The organism is Rhodobacter sp. NSM, assembly GCF_052244495.1.
Classification (GTDB): Bacteria; Pseudomonadota; Alphaproteobacteria; order Rhodobacterales; family Rhodobacteraceae; genus Cereibacter_A.
Map to the genome: position 1 here is coordinate 1 of NZ_JBQPXH010000029.1, position 17,566 is coordinate 17,566.

The window sequence follows — 17,566 nt, forward strand, 5'->3', positions numbered from 1 at the left end:
CGAGGCCTCCTGAAAGTGTCGCGGGTGGGGTGCACCCTACGGGGTTGGTAGGGTGGGCTGACCGCCCACCGCGCTTAGGCGTATTTCTTCTGGATCTCGTCCGAGATGTTCTGCGGCACCGCGTCGTAGTGATCGAAGTGCATCGAGAACACGGCGCGGCCCGAGGACATCGAGCGCAGCGTGTTGATGTAGCCGAACATGTTGGCGAGCGGAACGAAGGCGTTGATGACGTTCGCGTTGCCGCGAGTGTCCTGGCCCTGCACCATGCCCCGGCGCGAGGTCAGGTCGCCGATGATGCCACCGGTATATTCTTCCGGGGTCACCACCTCGACCTTCATGATCGGCTCGAGCAGCTTCGCGCCGGCCTTCTTCAGGCCCTCACGCATTGCGGCACGCGCGGCGATTTCGAACGCCAGCACCGAGGAGTCGACGTCGTGGAAGGCACCGTCGATCAGCGCGACCTTGAAGTCGATCACAGGGAAGCCCGCGAGCGGACCCGAGTCCATGACCGACTTGATGCCCTTCTCGACGCCCGGAATGTATTCCTTCGGCACCGCACCGCCCACGATCTTCGACTCGAACGAGTAGCCCTGGCCGGGTTCCGTCGGGTCGATCTGCAGCTTGACGCGGGCGAACTGGCCCGTGCCGCCGGTCTGCTTCTTGTGGGTGTAGTCGATCTCGGCAGCGCGCGAGATGGTCTCGCGGTAGGCCACCTGCGGCGCACCGATGTTCGCCTCGACCTTGAACTCGCGCTTCATGCGGTCGACGAGGATGTCGAGGTGAAGTTCGCCCATGCCCTTCATGATCGTCTGTCCCGACTCGAAGTCGGTCTCGACGCGGAAGGACGGGTCCTCGGCGGCCAGACGCGCGAGCGCCAGACCCATCTTCTCCTGGTCGGCCTTGGTCTTCGGCTCGACGGCGATCTCGATCACCGGCTCGGGGAAGGTCATGGTTTCCAGAACGACCTGGTTGTTCGGGTCGCAGAGGGTGTCACCGGTGGTGGTCTCTTTCAGACCGGCCAGCGCAATGATGTCGCCCGCAAAGGCTTCGTCGATCTCTTCCCGGTTGATGGCGTGCATCATCATCATCCGACCCACGCGCTCGCGCTTGCCCTTCGTCGAGTTGACCATCTGGTCACCCTTCTTGAGCACGCCCGAGTAGAGCCGGGTGAAGGTGAGCGAGCCCACGAAGGGGTCGTTCATGATCTTGAACGCCAGCGCAGCGAAGGGCTGCGCGTCATCGGCGGAGCGCGGGATGTTCCGCGTCTCGGTCTCGTCGCCCGGGGCGAAGCCCATGTAGGCCGGCACGTCGAGCGGCGACGGCAGGTAGTCGATCACCGAGTTCAGGACCGGTTGCACGCCCTTGTTCTTGAACGCGGAGCCCGCGGTCACCGGAACGAAGGCCATCGCGAGACAGCCCTTGCGGATCAGCTTCCGCAGGGTCGGGACGTCGGGCTCGTTGCCTTCGAGGTAGGCCTCCATCGCCTCGTCGTCCTGCTCGACGGCGAGTTCTATGAGCTTGCCGCGCCACTCTTCGGCCTCGGCCTTGAGTTCGTCACGGACGTCCTTGATGATCCAGGAGGCTCCCAGGTCTTCGCCCTGGTAGACCCACTCCTTCATCGTGACGAGATCGATGATGCCTTCCAGCTTGTCCTCGGCACCGATCGGCAGGGCGATCGGGGCGGGGGTCGCGCCGGTGCGGTCCTTGATCATCTTCACGCAGTTGAAGAAGTCGGCGCCGATCTTGTCCATCTTGTTGACGAACACGATCCGCGGAACCTTGTAGCGGTCGGCCTGGCGCCAGACGGTCTCGGTCTGCGGCTCGACGCCGGCGTTGGCGTCGAGAAGGCACACGGCCCCGTCGAGCACCGCCAGCGAACGCTCCACCTCGATGGTGAAGTCGACGTGGCCGGGGGTGTCGATGATGTTGAAGCGGTGCTTCGGCGTCATCGGGGTCTTGCCGTCCTCGGTGCGCTCCCAGAAGGTGGTGGTCGCAGCCGAGGTGATGGTGATCCCCCGCTCCTGCTCCTGCTCCATCCAGTCCATCGTCGCGGCGCCGTCGTGCACCTCGCCGATCTTGTGGGATTTCCCGGTGTAGTACAGGATCCGCTCGGTCGTCGTCGTTTTACCGGCGTCGATGTGAGCCATGATCCCGAAGTTCCGGTACAGCTCGAGGGGGTAGTCGCGTGCCATTGGGATGGTCCTCAGGCTGAAGGGTTACCAGCGGTAATGGCTGAACGCCTTGTTCGCGTCGGCCATCTTGTGGGTGTCTTCGCGCTTCTTCACGGCCGTCCCGCGGTTGTTGCAGGCATCGGCGAGTTCGGCGGCGAGACGCTCTTCCATGGTGTTTTCGTTGCGCTTGCGCGCTGCGGTGATGAGCCAGCGGATCGCAAGGGCCTCACGGCGCTCGGTGCGGACTTCGACCGGCACCTGGTACGTCGCACCGCCGACGCGGCGCGAGCGCACTTCGACCGAAGGCTTCACGTTGTCGAGCGCCTCATGGAAGGCTTCGAGCGGCTCGCGCTTCAGGCGGGTCTGCACGCGGTCGAGCGCGTTGTAGACAATGGACTCCGCGACCGACTTCTTGCCGTCGATCATCAGGTTGTTCATGAACTTGGTCAGAACCGTATCGCCGAACTTGGCGTCGGGCAGGATTTCGCGCTTCTCGGCTGCGTGACGACGGGACATCCCCGGAACTCCTTATTTCGGACGCTTCGCGCCGTATTTCGAACGGCGTTGACGACGATCTTTGACACCCTGGGTATCGAGGACACCGCGCAGGATGTGGTAACGCACGCCGGGAAGGTCCTTCACGCGGCCGCCACGGATGAGCACGACGGAGTGCTCTTGCAGGTTGTGCTTTTCGCCGGGGATGTAGGAGATCACCTCGAAGCCGTTGGTCAGGCGGACCTTGGCGACCTTACGCATAGCGGAGTTCGGCTTCTTCGGCGTCGTGGTGTAGACGCGCGTGCAGACGCCACGCTTCTGCGGGCAGGACTCCAGGTGCTGGGACTTGGAGCGGACTCGTTTCGGCTCCCGCGGCTTGCGGATGAGCTGTTGGATCGTTGGCATTCACGTTCCCCGTGTTGCAACCCGTTTCATTCACGCCTGCCCGGATCCGGTCGGGGGGCGCCGTTCGCGGTGCCTGTTCGCACAAACACCAAAACCGCGGACGTCCCTTTGGCGGGGACGACGCGGTGGAATTCCAGAGGATCGGGGCGCGCGGGCCCGGATCATGACCACTACAGTTCACTGAGCCCGGCCGCAGGCACAGGGGCCCGCAGCTCAGGTAGGCGGCGTATAGGGGGAGTCGCGGGGGATGTCAACAGCGGCTTCCTTGCGGCCTCGCGCCAGCCGGGCCTCGCGCCAGAGCGTGAAGATCCCGGTGGCCGCGACGATGACGGACCCGACCAGCGTGGAGGTGGACGGAAGATTGCCGAAGATGAGCCAGCCGAGTCCGATGGCCCAGATGAGCGCGGTATACCGGAAGGGTGAGACCGTGCCGATATCGCCGACCCGCATGGCAGCCACTATGAAGAGATAGCCCACGATCAGGGCGCCCGCCGCCGCTGCGATCAGGCCAGCCTCGGCCGGCGTCGGGGCCCGCATCCCGGTCACCAGGCAGACGGCGAGGCCCATTGCCGTCACCGCAACCGAGTTCCAGATCGCGACCGTCGCCGAGGGGATCGCGGGGCCGATCTGCCGGGTGACGAGATCGCGCGCCACCACGCAGCCGACCGAAGCGAGACCGGCAAGCGACCAGAGGGTGAAGCCCTCTGCCCCGGGCTTCACGATCAGGAGCACGCCGCCAAAGCCCACGAGGATCGCCGTCAGCCTCCGCCAGCCGAGCGGCTCACCGAGGAACAGCGCGGCAACCAGCGTCACCGCAAGCGGCAGCGACTGGAGGATCGCCACCAGGTTGGCGAGCGGCAGGAACATCAGCGCCGAGAGATAGAAGATCGTGGCCAGCACGTCGGCCCCGGCGCGGATCGACATCAGCTTGCGGTCGCGCGGTGGTATGCGAAAGCACAGTCCATTCGTGGTCCAGCCATAGAGGAGCAGCAAGGGCAGCGTCGCCAACCCGCGGAGAGCGATGGCCTCGAACAGCGGCAGGGTCTGGGTCACCGCCTTCATCAGGGCATCGTTGACCGTGAAGGCCGCCATCGCCACCGTCATGACAAGAGCGCCGCGCAGATTGTCCGAGAGCTGCAAGATGACCTCCGTAAGCGTCCGGAGCCTACCCGCGCATCCCGATTGGCGAAAGGCGAGACTTGTATCGGACACAAGCGGGGTCCGACAGCAACCGAGGTGCATGACTGCCGGGCGCACGAGCGACCGCCGGTCGTGCAGGGCCCTGACTGGTTCCGGCACGGCGACCGCCCGTCCCGAAGCGGGAACCGGCCTCGACCTGTGGATCGCCTGTTCCGGAAACAACGAAGGCCCCCGCACCGGCGGTGCGGGGGCCTCGTGTCATGTTTCCGCGTTCACTCGTCGCGGCTTTCCACCGTCTCGACCAGTCCCGAGTCCTCGGAACCGAGGTCGATGACCTCGTCGGTCGGGGCGGCGAGTGCCGCGGCGGATTCCGCCTCGGCACGGCGGGCGTCGATGACCACCTGGTCACGGTCGTGCGCGATCTTCTTGACGCGGGTGGTGGCGCCACCCGTGCCGGCCGGGATCAGACGGCCCACGATCACGTTCTCCTTCAGGCCGACGAGCTTGTCGCGCTTGCCCTGCACCGAAGCCTCGGTGAGAACGCGCGTCGTCTCCTGGAACGAGGCCGCCGAGATGAAGCTGCGGGTCTGCAGCGACGCCTTGGTGATCCCGAGCAGGATCGGCTCGGCATGGGCGGGACGCATCCCGTGCTGCACGGCCTTGTCGTTGACCTCGTCAAGCTCGGCCTTGTCGACATGCTCGCCCTTGAGCAGCGTCGTCTCGCCCGAGTCGAGGATCTCGTATTTCTGCAGCATCTGCCGCACGATCACCTCGATGTGCTTGTCGTTGATCTTCACGCCCTGCAGTCGGTATACCTCCTGCACCTCGTCGATCATGTAGTTCGCAAGCGCCTCGACGCCCAGAATCCGAAGGATGTCGTGCGGGGCCGGGTTGCCGTCCATGATGTAGTCGCCCTTCTGCACGAAGTCGCCTTCCTGCACCGGGATGTGCTTGCCTTTCGGCACCATGTATTCGACCGAGTTCAGCGTCTCGTCGACCGGCTCGATCGTGATGCGGCGCTTGTTCTTGTAGTCCTTGCCGAAGCGGACGTAGCCGTCGTTCTCGGCGATGATCGCGTGGTCCTTCGGACGACGGGCCTCGAAGAGTTCCGCCACGCGGGGAAGACCCCCGGTGATGTCCTTGGTCCGCGCGCCTTCGCGCGGGATACGCGCCACCACGTCGCCGGCCCGGACTGTCTGGCCGTCCTCGACCGACAGGATCGCCTCCACCGACATCGGATAGGAGATCGGGTTGCCCGCCTCGTTCCGCATCGGATCGCCCGTCTCCGGATTCATGATGATGATTTCCGGTTTCAGGTCGCCGCCCTTCGGCGTCGAGCGCCAGTCGGACACGATCTTCTGGGTCATGCCGGTGGCTTCGTCGGTATCCTCGCGCACCGAGATCCCCGAGACGAGATCCACGAACCGTGCCACGCCGGCTTTCTCGGCGATGATCGGCAGGGTATAGGGGTCCCATTCGAAGAGCCGCGTACCGCGTTTCACCGCCTGGCCGTCCTTGACATGGACCTTGGCGCCGTAGGTCAGCTTGTGCGTCGCACGCTCCTGCCCCGCCTCGTCGATGATCGCGAGCTGCATGTTGCGGCCCATGACGATCGCCTCGCCGTTCGCGTTCTCCAGCAGGTTCGGGTTGCGGAACTCGATCTTGCCTTCCTGCGACGCCTCGAGGAACGACTGCTGGCCCCCCTGCGCGATGCCGCCGATGTGGAAGGTCCGCATCGTGAGCTGCGTGCCGGGTTCGCCGATCGACTGGGCAGCGATGATGCCGACCGCCTCGCCGATGTTGACCAGCGTGCCGCGGGCAAGGTCACGCCCGTAGCACATGGCGCAGACGCCCTCTTCCGCTTCACAGGTCAGCGGGCTGCGGATGCGCACCAGCGCCACGTTCGCCTGGTCGATCAGGTCGGCGCGGCGTTCGTCGATCAGCTCGCCCCTGGCCACCACGACCTCGTCCGTGCCCGGGACAAGGATGTCCTCGGCCGCGACACGACCCAGCACGCGCTCGGAGAGCGGGCTGACGACCTCGCCCTCGTTCACCGCGGCCGAAGCCGTGATCGCGTTCTCGGTGCCGCAGTCGTGGCTGCGCACGATGCAGTCCTGCGCCACGTCCACCAGACGGCGGGTCAGGTAGCCCGAGTTCGCCGTCTTGAGCGCCGTGTCGGCCAGACCCTTCCGGGCGCCGTGGGTCGAGTTGAAGTACTCGAGCACGGTGAGGCCTTCCTTGAAGTTCGAGATGATCGGCGTCTCGATGATCTCGCCGTTCGGCTTGGCCATCAGGCCGCGCATCCCGCCCAGCTGCTTCATCTGGGCAGGCGAACCCCGGGCGCCCGAGTGGGACATCATGTAGACCGAGTTCGGCTCCTTCTCGGCGCCGGCGTCGTCATACCGGACCGCCGAGATCTCGGCCATCATCTCGCCCGCCACCTTGTCCGAGCATTTGGACCAGGCGTCGACGACCTTGTTGTACTTCTCGCCCTGGGTGATCAGGCCGTCCATGTACTGCTGCTCGAACTCCTTCACCTGATCGCGAACCTCGTTCACGATCGGCCACTTGGTGTCCGGGATCAGCATGTCGTCCTTGCCGAACGAGATGCCGGCCTTGAATGCCTCGCGGAAGCCCATGCCCATGATCTGGTCGCAGAAGATCACCGACTCCTTCTGGCCGCAGTAGCGGTAGACGGTGTCGATGACGTTCTGCACGTCCTTCTTGCGCAGGAGCCGGTTCACCAGCTCGAACGGGGCCTTGGCGTTCAAGGGCAGCAGGTTCCCCAGCCGCAGGCGGCCCGGCGTCGTCTGGTAGCGCTTGATGACCTCGTTGCCCTCGTCGTCGATCTGCTTGATCCGGGCAGTGATGGTCGCGTGCAGATGCACCTCGCCGGCGGCAAGGGCGTGCTCGACCTCTTCGACGGACGAGAAGGCCATGCCCTCGCCCTTCATGCCGCGGCGCTCCATCGTGGTGTAATAGAGCCCCAGAACCATGTCCTGCGACGGCACGATGATCGGCGCGCCGTTGGCGGGCGACAGCACGTTGTTGGTCGACATCATCAGCACGCGCGCTTCCAGCTGGGCTTCCAGCGAGAGGGGCACGTGAACGGCCATCTGGTCGCCGTCGAAGTCGGCGTTGAAGGCCGAGCAGACCAGCGGGTGAAGCTGGATCGCCTTGCCTTCGATCAGGATCGGCTCGAACGCCTGGATGCCCAGACGGTGCAGCGTCGGCGCGCGGTTCAGCAGCACCGGGTGTTCGCGGATCACCTCGTCGAGGATGTCCCAGACCTCCGGGCGCTCCTTCTCGACCAGCTTCTTCGCCTGCTTCACGGTCGAGGACAGGCCCTTGGCCTCCAGCCGCGAGTAGATGAACGGCTTGAAGAGTTCGAGCGCCATCTTCTTCGGCAGGCCGCACTGGTGCAGCTTGAGTTCCGGACCGGTCACGATGACCGAACGGCCCGAGAAGTCCACGCGCTTGCCGAGCAGGTTCTGGCGGAACCGGCCCTGCTTGCCCTTGAGCATGTCCGACAGCGACTTCAGCGGGCGCTTGTTGGTGCCCGTGATGACGCGGCCGCGGCGGCCGTTGTCGAACAGTGCGTCGACGGCTTCCTGAAGCATCCGCTTTTCGTTGCGGACGATGATGTCCGGCGCGCGCAGCTCGATCAGCCGCTTGAGGCGGTTGTTCCGGTTGATGACGCGGCGGTAGAGGTCGTTCAGGTCCGACGTGGCGAAGCGGCCGCCGTCCAGCGGGACCAGCGGGCGCAGCTCCGGCGGGATCACCGGCAGCACGGTCAGGATCATCCACTCGGGACGGTTGCCCGATTCGAGGAACGATTCAACGATCTTCAGCCGCTTGATGATCTTCTTCGGCTTCAGCTCGCCCGTAGCCTCCTTCAGCTCCTCGCGGAGCGTCTCGGCGGTCTGTTCGAGGTCGATGGCCGACAGCATCTCGCGGATCGCTTCCGCGCCGATGTTGGCGGTGAAGGCATCGGCGCCATACTGGTCCTGCGCGTCGAGGAACTCTTCCTCGGTCATCAGCTGGCCGTAGGTGAGGTCGGTCAGGCCCGGCTCGATGACGACGTAGTTCTCGAAGTAGAGGATCCGCTCAAGATCCCGCAGCGTCATGTCGAGCATGAGGCCGATGCGCGAGGGCAGCGACTTCAGGAACCAGATGTGCGCGACCGGAGCGGCGAGCTCGATATGGCCCATCCGCTCGCGACGCACCTTCTGGAGCGTGACCTCGACGCCGCATTTCTCGCAGACGACGCCGCGATACTTCATGCGCTTGTACTTGCCGCAGAGGCACTCGTAATCCTTGATCGGCCCGAAGATCCGGGCGCAGAACAGGCCGTCGCGCTCGGGCTTGAAGGTCCGGTAGTTGATGGTCTCGGGCTTCTTGATCTCGCCGTAGGACCACGAGAGGATCCGTTCCGGCGAGGCGAGCGAGATCTTGATCTCGTCGAAGGTCTTGACCGGCGCAACCGGGTTGAACGGGTTGGTCGAGAGTTCCTGGTTCATGTCCTGATCCCAAAGAAAAGGTTGCGGTCGAAGGTCCTCGCGGCGGTCCCCGGGACTTGCGCCCCGGGCCGCCCGCGCGGCTTATTCCTCGTCCGCATCCAGGAGTTCCATGTTGAGGCCGAGGCCCCGCACTTCCTTGACGAGCACGTTGAACGACTCGGGCACGCCGGCCTCGAAGTTGTCCTCGCCCTTGACGATCGACTCGTACATCTTGGTGCGGCCCGCCACGTCGTCCGACTTCACCGTCAGCATTTCCTGCAGGGTGTAGGCGGCGCCGTAGGCTTCCAGAGCCCAGACCTCCATCTCGCCGAGACGCTGTCCACCGAACTGCGCCTTGCCGCCCAGCGGCTGCTGGGTAACGAGCGAGTACGGACCCGTGGAACGGGCGTGCAGCTTGTCGTCGACAAGGTGGTGCAGCTTCAGCATGTACTTCACGCCGACGGTGACGGGACGCGCGAACTGCTCGCCCGTCCGGCCGTCGAAGACGATGGACTGCCCGCTCTGGTCGAAGCCCGCCCGGCGCAGCGCGTCGTTGACGTCCTGCTCCTTCGCACCGTCGAAGACCGGGGTCGCGATCGGCACGCCCTTGGTCACGCGGCTGGCCATCTCGACCAGATCGTCGTCGTCACGGTCGCCGAAGGCATCCTCATACTCGTCGCCATAGGCGAGACGCATGGCCTCCTTCACCGGGGTCAGGTCGCCCGACCGCCGGTAGTCCTGCAGCGCCTCGTCGATCTTGATGCCCAGACCGCGCGCGGCCCAGCCCATGTGCGTCTCGAGGATCTGACCCACGTTCATCCGCGACGGCACGCCGAGCGGGTTCAGCACGAGGTCGACATGCGTGCCATCCGCAAGGAAAGGCATGTCCTCGATCGGCACCACCTTCGAGATGACGCCCTTGTTGCCGTGACGGCCGGCCATCTTGTCGCCCGGCTGCAGCTTGCGCTTCACCGCAACGAACACCTTGACCATCTTCATCACGCCCGGAGGCAGGTCGTCGCCGCGGCGGACCTTCTCGACCTTGTCCTCGAAGCGGTGATCGAGCGCGCGCTTCTGCGCCTCGAACTGCTCGTGCAGGGCCTCGACTTCCTTCGCGTCGGCTTCCTCGCCGAGGGCGAGCTGCCACCATTGCCCGCGCGACAGCGTGGACAGCAGGTCCTCGTTGATCTCCGAGCCCGCCCGGATGCCCTTCGGCCCCTTCACGGCGGTCTTGCCCATGATCAGCGTGCGCAGACGCGAGTAGATGTTGCGCTCGAGGATCGCGAGTTCGTCGTCCCTGTCCCGGGCCAGACGCTCGACTTCCTCGCGCTCGATCTGCAGCGCCCGCTCGTCCTTGTCGACGCCGTGCCGGTTGAAGACACGCACTTCCACGATGGTGCCATAGGCCCCCGGCGGCAGCCGCAGCGAGGTGTCGCGCACGTCCGACGCCTTCTCGCCGAAGATGGCGCGGAGGAGCTTTTCCTCGGGCGTCATCGGGCTTTCGCCCTTGGGGGTGATCTTGCCCACGAGGATGTCGCCCGGCTGCACTTCGGCGCCAATATAGACGATGCCCGCCTCGTCGAGGTTGCGCAGCGCCTCCTCGCCGACGTTCGGGATGTCACGGGTGATCTCTTCCGGCCCGAGCTTGGTATCGCGGGCGGCGACCTCGTATTCCTCGATGTGGATCGAGGTGTAGACGTCGTCGCGCAGGATGCGCTCGGAGATCAGGATCGAGTCCTCGTAGTTGTAGCCGTTCCACGGCATGAAGGCCACGACCACGTTCCGGCCGAGGGCGAGTTCACCCATGTCGGTGCAGGGGCCGTCGGCCACCACCTCGCCACGGTGCACCACGTCGCCCACCTTCACCAGCGGACGCTGGTTGATGCAGGACGACTGGTTCGAGCGCTTGAACTTGCGCAGGCGGTAGATGTCGACGCCGGGCTCGCCCGGCTCCAGCATCTCGGTCGCCCGGACCACGATACGCGTGGCGTCCACCTGGTCGATCACGCCCGCGCGGCGCGCCATGATGGCGGCCCCGCTGTCACGCGCCACCACGGCCTCGATCCCCGTGCCCACGAAGGGCGCGTCGGATTGCAGGAGCGGCACCGCCTGGCGCTGCATGTTCGAGCCCATCAGCGCGCGGTTCGCGTCGTCGTTCTCGAGGAACGGGATCAGCGAGGCCGCGACCGAAACGAGCTGCTTCGGCGACACGTCGATCAGGTCGATGGCATCCGGCGGGTTCAGCATGAACTCGCCCGCCTTGCGGGACGAGATCAGGTCCGAGACGAACCGGCCGTCATCGTCGAGCGTCGCATTGGCCTGCGCCACGGTGTGACGCATCTCTTCGGTCGCCGACATGTAGACGACGTCATCCGTGACGGCGCCCTCGACCACCTTGCGGTAGGGGGTCTCGATGAAGCCGTACTTGTTCACGCGGGCAAAGGTCGCGAGCGAGTTGATCAGGCCGATGTTCTGGCCTTCCGGCGTCTCGATCGGGCACATCCGGCCGTAGTGGGTCGGGTGAACGTCGCGCACCTCGAAGCCCGCGCGTTCGCGGGTCAGACCGCCCGGCCCGAGGGCCGAGAGACGGCGCTTGTGGGTGACTTCCGACAGCGGGTTGGTCTGGTCCATGAACTGGCTGAGCTGCGACGAGCCGAAGAACTCGCGCACGGCAGCCGCGGCCGGCTTCGCGTTGATCAGATCCTGCGGCATGATCGTGTCGATCTCGACCGAGGACATGCGTTCCTTGATCGCGCGCTCCATGCGCAGGAGGCCGACGCGGTACTGGTTCTCCATCAGCTCGCCGACCGAGCGCACCCGGCGGTTGCCGAGGTGGTCGATGTCGTCGATCTCGCCCTTGCCGTCGCGCAGCTCGGTCAGCGCCTTGATGCAGGCGATGATGTCCTCGCGGTCCAGCGTGCGCTGGGTGTCCGGCTTGTCGAGGTCGAGGCGCATGTTCATCTTCACCCGGCCCACGGCCGAGAGGTCGTAGCGCTCGCCGTCGAAGAAAAGCGTGTCGAAGAGCGATGCGGCAGCCTCGACCGTCGGCGGTTCGCCCGGACGCATGACGCGGTAGATGTCCATGAGCGCGGTGTCGCGGCCCATGTTCTTGTCCGCCGCCATCGTGTTGCGGATGTAGGGGCCGACGTTGACGTTGTCGATGTCGAGCACGGGGATGTCGGTGATGCCCTGATCGAGCAGCAGCTTGAGCGTGCCGCCCTTCACCTCGCCGTCGCGGTCGTACTCCATCGTGAGTTCGTCACCGGCCTCGACCCAGATCTCGCCGGTTTCCTCATTGATGATGTCGCGGGCGACATAGCGGCCGACGATGTGGTCGAACGGCACCAGAAGCTCGGTGATCTGGCCCTCGTCGATCCACTTCTTGACCATCCGCGGCGTGGCCTTCTCGCCCGCCTTCAGGATGACCTCGCCCGAGGCCGCATCCACGAGGTCGTACGTCGGCCGGGTGCCGCGCACGCGCTCGGGGAAGAACCGGGTGACCCAGCCGCGGTTCTTCTGATGCTTGAAATCGACCGTCTGGTAATAGGCATCCATGATGCTTTCCTGGTCCATGCCGAGGGCATAGAGCAGGGTCGTCACCGGCAGCTTCCGGCGGCGGTCGATACGCGCGAAGACGATGTCCTTGGCGTCGAATTCGAAGTCCAGCCACGAGCCGCGGTAGGGGATGATGCGGCAGGCGAACAGGAGCTTGCCCGAGGAGTGGGTCTTGCCCTTGTCGTGGTCGAAGAAGACGCCCGGAGAGCGGTGCATTTGGCTGACGATCACGCGCTCGGTGCCGTTCACGATGAACGTGCCGTTGGCGGTCATCAGGGGCATGTCGCCCATGTAGACGTCCTGCTCCTTGATGTCCTTGACCGAGCGGGCGCCCGTGGTCTCGTCGACATCGAACACGATCAGGCGCAGGGTGACCTTCAGCGGCGCGGCATAGGTCATGTCGCGCTGCTGGCACTCGTCCACGTCATACTTCGGCTTCTCGAGCTCGTATTTCACGAACTCGAGCACGGCGGTCTCGTTGAAGTCCTTGATCGGGAAGACCGACTGGAAGACGCCCTGGATGCCTTCGCCATCGGCGGCCTTCGGGCCGTCGCCCGATTTCAGGAACAGATCGTAGGAGGATTTCTGAACCTCGATCAGGTTCGGCATCTCCAGCACTTCCCGGATCTTGCCGTAGTACCTGCGGATACGTTTCTGGCCAACGTAGCTCTGAGCCATGCTCGAAGTCACCTTTCGTTTTCGCGGGCGCACGGACCGTCGGGCCACGGGCATGCGCCGCTTGCGAAGAAGGGGGTGAGGTCCCATTCACGCCCCCCGTCCCACCGGAGGGCTCCCGAACCTCGAACCGCGCCTTGGGAGGGGCTTCTTTCGAAGCCTCTGCCGAGACAGGTTCGGCTGGGCCCGACTATCCGTCGGACCCAGCCCGATTTCAACCGATGGATGCCGTGGGCACCCGTCCGGATTACTTCAGCTCGACTTTCGCACCAGCTTCTTCGAGCTTCTTCTTCATCGCTTCGGCGTCGGCTTTCGAGATCGCCTCTTTCACCTTGCCGCCGGCTTCGACCAGGTCCTTGGCTTCTTTCAGGCCCAGACCGGTGATCGCGCGCACTTCCTTGATCACGTTGATCTTGTTGGCGCCGGCGTCGGTCAGGACGACGTCGAATTCGGTCTTCTCTTCTTCGGCCGGGGCAGCGGCGCCCGCAGCCGGGCCGGCCATCATCACGGCGCCGCCGGCGGCGGGCTCGATGCCGTACTTGTCCTTGAGGATCGTCTTCAGCTCTTGGGCTTCGAGCAGGGTCAGACCGACGATGTCTTCGGCGAGTTTGTTCAGATCAGCCATTTTCTGTTCCGTTCAGTTAGATGGGGTCCAACATGGTGGGTGACAACCCACGCAGGTCGACGAGATTGCTCAAGCGGCTTCCCGCTCCTCCAGGGTGGAGAGGATGCCGGCGATGTTCGAAGCAGGTGCGCCAATGGCACCGGCGATGCTCGACGCGGGCGCACCGATGCACGACACGATCTGAGCGATGAGCTCTTCGCGCGACGGCATGGCGGCGACGGTCTTGACACCGGCCGGGTCCAGGATCGTGTCGCCCATAGCCCCGCCAAGGATCACGAACTTGTCGTTCTTCTTGGCATAGGCTTCCGCAACCTTCGCCGCAGCGACGGGGTCCTCGGAATAGGCCATCACGGTCATGCCCGTCAGCAGGTCACCCATCTTTTCGTTGGGTTTCCCGGCAAGGGCGATCTTGGCGAGCCTGTTCTTGGCAACGCGTACGGACCCACCGACTTCGCGCATCTGCGCGCGCAGGTCCTGCATCTGAGCAACCGTGACGCCTGCGTAGTGTGCAACCACAACCACGCCAGAGCTTTCGAAGATCTGGCCGAGTTCCTCGACCACTTTCTCTTTCTGGGCTCTATCCACAGTTTCACTCCAAGTTTGGGGGTTTCCCCCCGGCTCACTTCTGCCCCGCGAGCGGGGCGTTCGGGTCCGCGATGCGGTCGCGAGCCAAGATCCGGCGGTCTCCCGCGAAAATCCGTCTCGTTCCCCATCTCAGGCAGGAGATTAAGAGGTGTCCCTCACCCGCCGTCTCGGACAGGACGGGGCGAAGACGCCCCGCCATCCCGCGCCCGAAGGCGCGGAAATTCTCAGTGGCTCGTCGCCGAGCCCAGGTCGATCGACACGCCCGGGCCCATGGTCGAGGAAAGCGACACCTTCTTGAGGTAGGTGCCCTTCGCCCCGGCAGGCTTGGCGCGGCTCACGGCATCCACGAAGGCGCGGACGTTCTGCGCGAGCTTCTCGGTGTCGAACGAGACCTTGCCGACGCCGGCATGGATCACGCCCGCCTTCTCGACCTTGAACTGCACCTCGCCGCCTTTGGCGGCTTCGACGGCGGATTTCACGTCCATCGTCACCGTGCCGACCTTGGGGTTCGGCATCAGGTTGCGCGGCCCCAGGATCTTGCCGAGACGGCCGACGAGCGGCATCATGTCCGGCGTGGCGATGCAGCGGTCGAACTCGATCTTGCCGCCCTGGATCGTCTCCATCAGGTCCTCGGCGCCCACGATGTCCGCACCGGCGGCCTTGGCTTCGTCAGCCTTGGCGCCACGGGCAAACACCGCCACGCGCACCGTCTTGCCGGTGCCGTTCGGCAGGGTGACCACGCCGCGGACCATCTGGTCGGCGTGACGCGGGTCGACGCCCAGGTTCATCGCGACTTCCAGCGTCTCGTCGAACTTCGCCGAGGCCGCCTGCTTGATCAGCGCCACCGCGTCCTCGACCGAGATCAGGTCCTTGCCGACGAAGGCTTCACGCGCCGAGCGCGTCCGTTTTCCAACCTTGGCCATGACTTACCCCTTGACCTCGATGCCGCAGGACTTGGCCGAGCCGAGGATGATCTGCATCGCGGCCTCGACGTCGTTGGCGTTCAGGTCCTTCATCTTCGCTTCGGCGATCGAGCGGATCTGCGCCACGGTCACGGTGCCGGCCGTCTCGCGGCCCGGCTTGGCCGAGCCCTTCGGACGGTTCCGCTTGCCCACCGGAGCAAGCCCCGCGGCCTTCTTCAGCAGGAAGGAGGCCGGCGGCGTCTTCAGCTCGAGGCTGAAGGACTTGTCCTGGTAGTAGGTGATGACGACCGGCGTCGGGGTGCCCGGCTCGAGGTCGGCGGACTTCGCGTTGAATTCCTTCACGAAGGCCATGATGTTCAGGCCGCGCTGACCCAACGCGGGACCGACCGGCGGGGACGGGTTGGCTTGCCCGGCCTTCACTTGCAGCTTGAGGCTGCCGATAATCTTCTTGGCCATCTGGCCTCTCCTCTGTCACTGCCCCGAGGGGCCAGTTTAGTGGTCCGGTCCGTCACGCCCGCAGGGCGCGCTCGCCTCCCACGCGATGCACTCAGTGACCCTTGGCCACCTGAGTGAATTCCAGCTCGACCGGGGTCGCCCGGCCGAAGATCGAGACGGTCACCTTGAGGCGCGAATGCTCTTCATCCACGTCCTCGACCATGCCCGAGAAGCCCTCGAACGGGCCGTCGGTCACCTTCACCGTCTCGCCGATGTCGTAGCGGATCAGGCTGCGCGGCTGCGCTTCGCCTTCCTCGACGCGGTTCAGGATCGTGTTCACTTCCGAGTCCCGCATCGGCATCGGCTTGCCCTGCGGTCCGAGGAACCCGGTCACCCGGTTGATCGAGGAGATCAGGTGATAGCCGCGGTTCGACATTTCCATGTGGACGAGGACGTAGCCCGGCATGAAGCGGCGCTCGGAGGTGACCTTCTTGCCGCGCCGGACCTCGATCACCTCTTCGGTGGGGACCAGCACTTCGTCGATCTCTTCCTCGAGTCCGGCATCCGCAACGGCCGTCCGGATCTGCTCGGCGACCTTCTTCTCGAAGTTCGAGAGAACACTCACCGAATACCAACGCTTCGCCATGCTTCAGCCTACCTCTTCGCGCGGGGTGTTCCCCGCTCCTCCGGCGGATCTGCGTCCGCCCCCAGAACAAAAAACAGCGCGCAACCCGAATCGCTGCGCGCCGGCCCCTTCCCAGTGACCGCCCGATTACAGGCAGCGCCCCCTGCGTTCAAGCGGAAATGTCAGAAGGTGTTGAGCAGCAGGCTCAGCCCCTGCCGGATCGCGAAGTCGACCAGCGAGAAGAAGGTCGCCGTCAGCGCCGCCATGACGAAGACCATGATGGTCGTCAGCAGCACCTCGCGCCGGCCCGGCCACGTGACCTTGCCGACCTCGCTGCGCACCTGCGAAATGAACGTGAACGGATTCACCTTGGCCATCGTCTGTCCTCAAGAAGCGTCGCGCGGCAGATACGCCCTCGGACACAAGAGTTCAAGGCTCTCGCAGGAAGGGCGCTTTGGTGGGAAGACCTGGCAGGGGCAGAGGGACTCGAACCCCCGACCCTCGGTTTTGGAGACCGATGCTCTACCAACTGAGCTATACCCCTAGGCCAGCCGCGAGATACGGCAGCCGGCGCCCGACCGCAAGCGCAAAGTTGCACCTCGGGCTCCGGCTGCGGCGTCAGCGCGCGGCCGCCTCGAGATCGCCTGCCACCAGCGCGGGCAGCCGCTCGGCCAGGCGCTCCTGCGGCCAGTCCCACCAGGCGATCGCAAGGAGCCGCGCGACCACCTCGGGCGGAAAGCGCATCCGCAGGATGCGCGCCGGATTGCCGGCTACCACCGCATAATCGGGCACGTCACGGGCGACCACGGCCCCCGCCCCCACGATGACCCCGTGACCCAGCCGCACGCCGGGCAGGATCAGCGCCCCATGCCCGATCCAGACATCGTGGCCGATCACCGTGTCGGGCAGATCCGTCAGCGCCTCCTTGAACAACTCGAGGCTGCCCGGATCGAAGATCGCGAACGGATAGGTGGTGAGCCCGCCCGCCGGATGATTGGCGGAGGCGGTGATGAAGCGCGCGCCATGGGCGATCTGGCCGTAGCGGCCGATCTCCAGCCGCTCGGGCGCGCCGGGATAGAGGTAAGGCACCAGCCGTGCCGCCCAATCCTCGGGCGGGTCGAAATCGTTGGCATAGGTGAAATCGCCGATGCGGATGTTCGGATGGTCGATGACGCGGTTCAGATGCACGATCGAGGAATTCGCGCGCCCGTCGGCAAAGCGCATCGGATGCCGGAGGCCGGCGTTCAGCAAGGGGGAGGGCATGGGATCTCCTCTGGCGTTTCGGACAAACGGTCAGATGCGGATCGTCACCATGCGGGCCTCCCTCGCAGGCGCCGGATGCGGCGCGGGCCCACCCTGACACGGACGCCGCCAAAGGAAAAGGCGCGCGAGATGTCCCGCGCGCCCTGCCCCGGCCGATCCGTCAGGATCAG

Annotated in this window: 13 protein-coding genes and 1 tRNA gene; all 14 read right to left on the reverse strand. The window is 65.3% G+C overall.

The window, feature by feature from the left end:
- Window positions 1-74: 74 nt before the first annotated feature.
- The 14 genes from fusA to ACTVZP_RS21535 all read right to left on the reverse strand — a co-directional run bounded on the left by fusA (window position 75) and on the right by ACTVZP_RS21535 (window position 17,396).
- The gene (fusA, locus tag ACTVZP_RS21470) at window positions 75-2,192 is read right to left on the reverse strand and encodes an elongation factor G (protein ID WP_443214179.1); all 2,118 of its coding nucleotides are present in this window, start codon (window positions 2,190-2,192) and stop codon (window positions 75-77) included.
- A 24-nt stretch (window positions 2,193-2,216) separates the two neighbouring features.
- Window positions 2,217-2,687 carry a 30S ribosomal protein S7 gene (gene rpsG / locus ACTVZP_RS21475; protein WP_002722484.1) on the reverse strand — a complete coding sequence of 157 codons (471 nt, stop codon included), beginning with the start codon at window positions 2,685-2,687 and terminating at the stop codon, window positions 2,217-2,219.
- Window positions 2,688-2,699: 12 nt separating this feature from the next.
- Complete coding sequence (gene rpsL, locus ACTVZP_RS21480; RefSeq protein ID WP_002722481.1) at window positions 2,700-3,071, reverse strand: 30S ribosomal protein S12; 372 nt, start codon at window positions 3,069-3,071, stop codon at window positions 2,700-2,702.
- 213 nt (window positions 3,072-3,284) lie between these two features.
- Complete coding sequence (locus tag ACTVZP_RS21485; RefSeq protein WP_443214180.1) at window positions 3,285-4,211, reverse strand: DMT family transporter; 927 nt, start codon at window positions 4,209-4,211, stop codon at window positions 3,285-3,287.
- 272 nt (window positions 4,212-4,483) lie between these two features.
- A complete protein-coding gene (gene rpoC, locus ACTVZP_RS21490; protein ID WP_443214181.1) occupies window positions 4,484-8,731 on the reverse strand; it encodes a DNA-directed RNA polymerase subunit beta' in 4,248 nt (1,415 codons plus the stop codon).
- A gap of 81 nt (window positions 8,732-8,812) precedes the next feature.
- Window positions 8,813-12,943 carry a DNA-directed RNA polymerase subunit beta gene (gene rpoB / locus ACTVZP_RS21495; protein ID WP_443214182.1) on the reverse strand — a complete coding sequence of 1,377 codons (4,131 nt, stop codon included), beginning with the start codon at window positions 12,941-12,943 and terminating at the stop codon, window positions 8,813-8,815.
- Between the two features lie 244 nt (window positions 12,944-13,187).
- Window positions 13,188-13,565, reverse strand: a complete 378-nt coding sequence (rplL, locus tag ACTVZP_RS21500) for a 50S ribosomal protein L7/L12 (RefSeq protein WP_443214183.1) — start codon at window positions 13,563-13,565, stop codon at window positions 13,188-13,190.
- 69 nt (window positions 13,566-13,634) lie between these two features.
- A complete protein-coding gene (gene rplJ / locus ACTVZP_RS21505) occupies window positions 13,635-14,150 on the reverse strand; it encodes a 50S ribosomal protein L10 (RefSeq protein WP_443214184.1) in 516 nt (171 codons plus the stop codon).
- A gap of 224 nt (window positions 14,151-14,374) precedes the next feature.
- A complete protein-coding gene (gene rplA, locus ACTVZP_RS21510; RefSeq protein WP_443214185.1) occupies window positions 14,375-15,073 on the reverse strand; it encodes a 50S ribosomal protein L1 in 699 nt (232 codons plus the stop codon).
- Between the two features lie 3 nt (window positions 15,074-15,076).
- The gene (rplK, locus tag ACTVZP_RS21515) at window positions 15,077-15,529 is read right to left on the reverse strand and encodes a 50S ribosomal protein L11 (RefSeq protein WP_443214186.1); all 453 of its coding nucleotides are present in this window, start codon (window positions 15,527-15,529) and stop codon (window positions 15,077-15,079) included.
- A gap of 91 nt (window positions 15,530-15,620) precedes the next feature.
- Window positions 15,621-16,154, reverse strand: coding sequence for a transcription termination/antitermination protein NusG (gene nusG, locus ACTVZP_RS21520; protein ID WP_443214187.1), 534 nt, complete (start codon window positions 16,152-16,154; stop codon window positions 15,621-15,623).
- Window positions 16,155-16,315: 161 nt separating this feature from the next.
- Window positions 16,316-16,510, reverse strand: coding sequence for a preprotein translocase subunit SecE (gene secE / locus ACTVZP_RS21525; RefSeq protein ID WP_443214188.1), 195 nt, complete (start codon window positions 16,508-16,510; stop codon window positions 16,316-16,318).
- A gap of 91 nt (window positions 16,511-16,601) precedes the next feature.
- Window positions 16,602-16,677 (reverse strand) — tRNA-Trp (locus ACTVZP_RS21530).
- 74 nt (window positions 16,678-16,751) lie between these two features.
- Window positions 16,752-17,396, reverse strand: coding sequence for a CatB-related O-acetyltransferase (locus ACTVZP_RS21535; RefSeq protein ID WP_443214189.1), 645 nt, complete (start codon window positions 17,394-17,396; stop codon window positions 16,752-16,754).
- Window positions 17,397-17,566 lie beyond the last annotated feature (170 nt).

Bases quoted from the DNA above. Each gene is read 5' to 3' on its own strand.
- fusA (WP_443214179.1), bottom strand. From the start codon at position 2,192: ATGGCACGCGACTACCCCCTCGAGCTGTACCGGAACTTCGGGATCATG.
- rpsG (WP_002722484.1), bottom strand. From the start codon at position 2,687: ATGTCCCGTCGTCACGCAGCCGAGAAGCGCGAAATCCTGCCCGACGCC.
- rpsL (WP_002722481.1), bottom strand. From the start codon at position 3,071: ATGCCAACGATCCAACAGCTCATCCGCAAGCCGCGGGAGCCGAAACGA.
- rpoC (WP_443214181.1), bottom strand. From the start codon at position 8,731: ATGAACCAGGAACTCTCGACCAACCCGTTCAACCCGGTTGCGCCGGTC.
- rpoB (WP_443214182.1), bottom strand. From the start codon at position 12,943: ATGGCTCAGAGCTACGTTGGCCAGAAACGTATCCGCAGGTACTACGGC.
- rplL (WP_443214183.1), bottom strand. From the start codon at position 13,565: ATGGCTGATCTGAACAAACTCGCCGAAGACATCGTCGGTCTGACCCTG.
- rplA (WP_443214185.1), bottom strand. From the start codon at position 15,073: ATGGCCAAGGTTGGAAAACGGACGCGCTCGGCGCGTGAAGCCTTCGTC.
- rplK (WP_443214186.1), bottom strand. From the start codon at position 15,529: ATGGCCAAGAAGATTATCGGCAGCCTCAAGCTGCAAGTGAAGGCCGGG.
- nusG (WP_443214187.1), bottom strand. From the start codon at position 16,154: ATGGCGAAGCGTTGGTATTCGGTGAGTGTTCTCTCGAACTTCGAGAAG.
- secE (WP_443214188.1), bottom strand. From the start codon at position 16,510: ATGGCCAAGGTGAATCCGTTCACGTTCATTTCGCAGGTGCGCAGCGAG.
- ACTVZP_RS21535 (WP_443214189.1), bottom strand. From the start codon at position 17,396: ATGCCCTCCCCCTTGCTGAACGCCGGCCTCCGGCATCCGATGCGCTTT.